This window comes from Okeania sp. SIO2F4 (genome assembly GCF_010672385.1).
GTDB lineage: Bacteria > Cyanobacteriota > Cyanobacteriia > Cyanobacteriales > Microcoleaceae > Trichodesmium.
The window spans coordinates 1-3,076 of the sequence record NZ_JAAHGT010001072.1; the positions used below are offsets into that span (position 1 = coordinate 1).

Annotated in this window: 4 protein-coding genes and 1 pseudogene; all 5 read left to right on the top strand. The window is 32.6% G+C overall.

The features are described 5' to 3' along the window. Positions 1-317, top strand: a pseudogene (locus tag F6K22_RS37175) (hypothetical protein); the annotation flags it as partial. A gap of 576 nt (positions 318-893) precedes the next feature. Further along, positions 894-1,487, top strand: a complete 594-nt coding sequence (locus tag F6K22_RS37180) for a Uma2 family endonuclease (RefSeq protein WP_293109771.1) — start codon at positions 894-896, stop codon at positions 1,485-1,487. 180 nt (positions 1,488-1,667) lie between these two features. Continuing rightward, positions 1,668-1,796: a hypothetical protein gene (locus F6K22_RS37185; protein WP_293109773.1), complete on the top strand. Its 129-nt coding sequence runs from the start codon at positions 1,668-1,670 to the stop codon at positions 1,794-1,796. Between the two features lie 411 nt (positions 1,797-2,207). Then, entirely contained in the window at positions 2,208-2,450 is a 243-nt protein-coding gene (locus F6K22_RS37190; protein WP_293109775.1) for a hypothetical protein, read from the top strand. A 9-nt stretch (positions 2,451-2,459) separates the two neighbouring features. After that, a partial coding sequence (locus F6K22_RS37195; RefSeq protein ID WP_293109777.1) for a hypothetical protein occupies positions 2,460-3,076 on the top strand: 617 nt, incomplete at its 3' end.

Below are 3,076 nucleotides of genomic sequence, written 5' to 3' on the forward strand. Positions count from 1 at the left end.
TAGATTACAACCGAGATCATGGAACTTCTTATCCAGCAGTTGCTGTGAAGGTAGGAGATAAAAAGGATTATTGCCACGCTCTGAAAATAAAAGGACCTTGCCAAATAGTTTATCAACCTCATCAACCCAATAGTAGTCAAGCTGGAGGTGCCCGTTTGTGGATTGAAGTAGAACCGGAAAATATAGTAGAGCGAGTATACTTTAGTGATGGAGACTACGGTCCGCCACCGGAAGTAGTTCAGCAGCGAGCAAAAAATAAAAAGAAAAAATCAAAGAATCATAAGAAAAAGTCAAAAATTAAAGGAAAAAGGAAGTAGTGATACTTAGATATTTTCTGGTAGGAAAGATGTGTCAAAGTCAGTCTAGATAATGGAATTATGTTGATGCCTGAAAAATGGCTAGAACCTATGCTTACTTAGAGTTGATATCTTTTTAATGTGAAAATCTCTGCTCATCTAAATTTGAGCTTATTTTCTGGCTTTCCAAATGTTTAAGTCCCGATAAGTAGGGTTTGCGCTCAAAAGTCTTCAAGCTGTTTCTAGTAGTCAGTAGTCAATAGTCAGTAGTCAGTAGAAATGGTAGATTGAGGGAATGTAATCGGAAAAATTATTTCTCTATTTTTCCCCTGTTAGCTGCTCAAAATCCTGACTTTTTGACCTACCAGTGGCAAAAACTGACACTTTTTTCACACAGATAATGGCTCAAATTTTTACTTGATAAGCTTTTGATATTTATTCAGCAAGCCCTAAGTAATAAGAGGATACCCGAAAACTGAAATAGCTTACTTCAATATCTTAAAAAAGTGCTTGATAATTTAGGCAGATAATATGTAATTAATTTTGCATAAGCACTTAATCTTGAACATAGTTAAATTAGAGCAAATTCCAAATTATATGAATCAAACAGTAGAAAAAATACGTTGGAATATTTACGATTTAGATGTACTACCTCAAAATGAATTAAATATATATGAAATTATTGATGGAGAATTATTTGTGACCAAAGCACCCTACCACCGACACCAACAAATTTGTGGGAAAATTTTTGGGCAACTTGATATTTGGTCAGAGTCTAATAATTTAGGGGAAGCTATTATTGCTCCTGGTATTATTTTTTCTGAGTCAGATAATGTTTGTCCAGATGTGGTTTGGGTAAGCAAAGAAAGACTATCTCAAATTGAAGATGAAGCAGGTCATCTTACAGATGCACCTGAGTTAGTAATAGAGGTATTATCTCCAGGCAAAAATAACGAGCGTCGAGATAAGGAAGGAAAATTAAAATTATATTCGGTGGAGGGAGTAAGAGAGTATTGGATAGTTAATCGCTTCACTAAACAAGTAGAAGTTTATCGGCGAGAAAATGCAAGATTAATTTTAGTGGCGACTCTATTAGATGGAGATGAAATCACTTCTCCTTTGTTACCAAATTTTTGTTGTTCTATCAGTCGTTTTTTTCCAGATTTAAAAATTGAGAATGTATTGATTTGATGGGATAAGTTTGTATTACTTTGAAAAAAAATATAAACATAACCTGGGGTACTTAAGTTATGGATTTGGTTAGTATTATTGCAGCTTTATTAGCGTCTATAGGTACTAAATATATTGAAAAATTCGGCGAAAAATTCGGCGAAAGAGCAGGTGAAATAAAATTTCAAGAAAAATTCTTTCTTGCAAAGAACGAAAAGAGAACTTGAGGAAGATAGCAGAACTCAGTCAGTATTAAATCAATTAGAAGTAAGCAATGATGAAGAGCCTTCCAATCAAAGTTTAGAGATAATTGCTGAGACTTTAGAATAAAAAATCAAAACAAACCCTGATTTTGCAAGAGTTGCTCAAGAAGTTCAAAATATATTTGAAAAAGAACTTGAATCTAACTCTTCACCGGATGTTCAAGAGTATGTAAGAGAAGTAAAGAGACTTGCTAATAAAATAGAGTACCTACAGAAAGACATAGATCATGTCAAAAAGGAAATAAACATAAATGTTGATAGAGGTGGCTACTTAGGTCAAGATCGAGGTATTCTTTCAGGAAATAAAAATATTATTCAGGGAACATCGTGTGTCTTTTCTGTAGATATAGGTCAAATTTATGGAGGTATTATTTCGGGGGGTAGTTCTAGTAAAAATAGAGTAGAATCCCAAGACTACACGGAGCGTATCCTAACTCAAATAGAATAAATAAAAGGAAAAACAACTCAATTTTTAACAGTGAAAGAAAGTATGGATGAGTTAGATAAAATTCGTCAACCTCGTTCAATATCAATAGATTATGTAGAACAGGAATTGGGAGTTAGATTTTCACTGTCTTTTTTGGGGGATGCTTCATTTAGGCGACTAACAAAAAAAAAGAAAAAAGATGAAATTAATCAAGATAGGGAATTAATTTCTCTAGAAAACTATTTCAAAAAGACTAGAGAAATAGAATCTAAAGTAGGTAAAAATGCTGAATAAGATGAGATTTTGCTCAAATCACTTGGAAGTATAGCAGACGAGATAAATCTTAAAATATCAAAATTAAACAACTCATTTATTCAGGCTTTGTATCCAGCTTCATCTAGTAAAGAGTTAGTTGAAAATATGGTTTCTAAAATTGGATATAAGGAAATTCGTGAAGAGGGAGAAACTCATTTGAGTGTTATTAGCAAATTAGTAGGTAAGCTAAATAAATTGATGGAAAAATTTGATATAGAACGACTGAATGAGAAACGTAAAAGTGAAAGAGAGTTATCAAATAATCAGAACAATATGGTTCTAGTTCAGGCTTTAGTCGATAAATTCAAAAATGGAAATCCTGAAGAAATCAGAAACTACCTTGACGTAATAAAAGGCTCGATCAAAGATCCTAACAATGAGAAATCCTCTGCTACTAATGATAATGACAAAGATAAAGATAATGAGAATATCTATGTTTTGAGTGATGAAGCACAAGCCACAATAGGTATAATGATAGACATTGAAAAAAGGCGTGATTTAGTTGAACAATTAGTACGCTCCGATATAGAAAAGGCTACAGTAACTACTCGTTTAGTTACTATAACGATTATGTTTATTATTTCTTTAATGATTATTGGAGGTTT

Coding starts and splice junctions, on each gene's coding strand:
- F6K22_RS37180 (WP_293109771.1), top strand. CDS start 894: ATGAATCAAACAGTAGAAAAAATACGTTGGAATATTTACGATTTAGAT.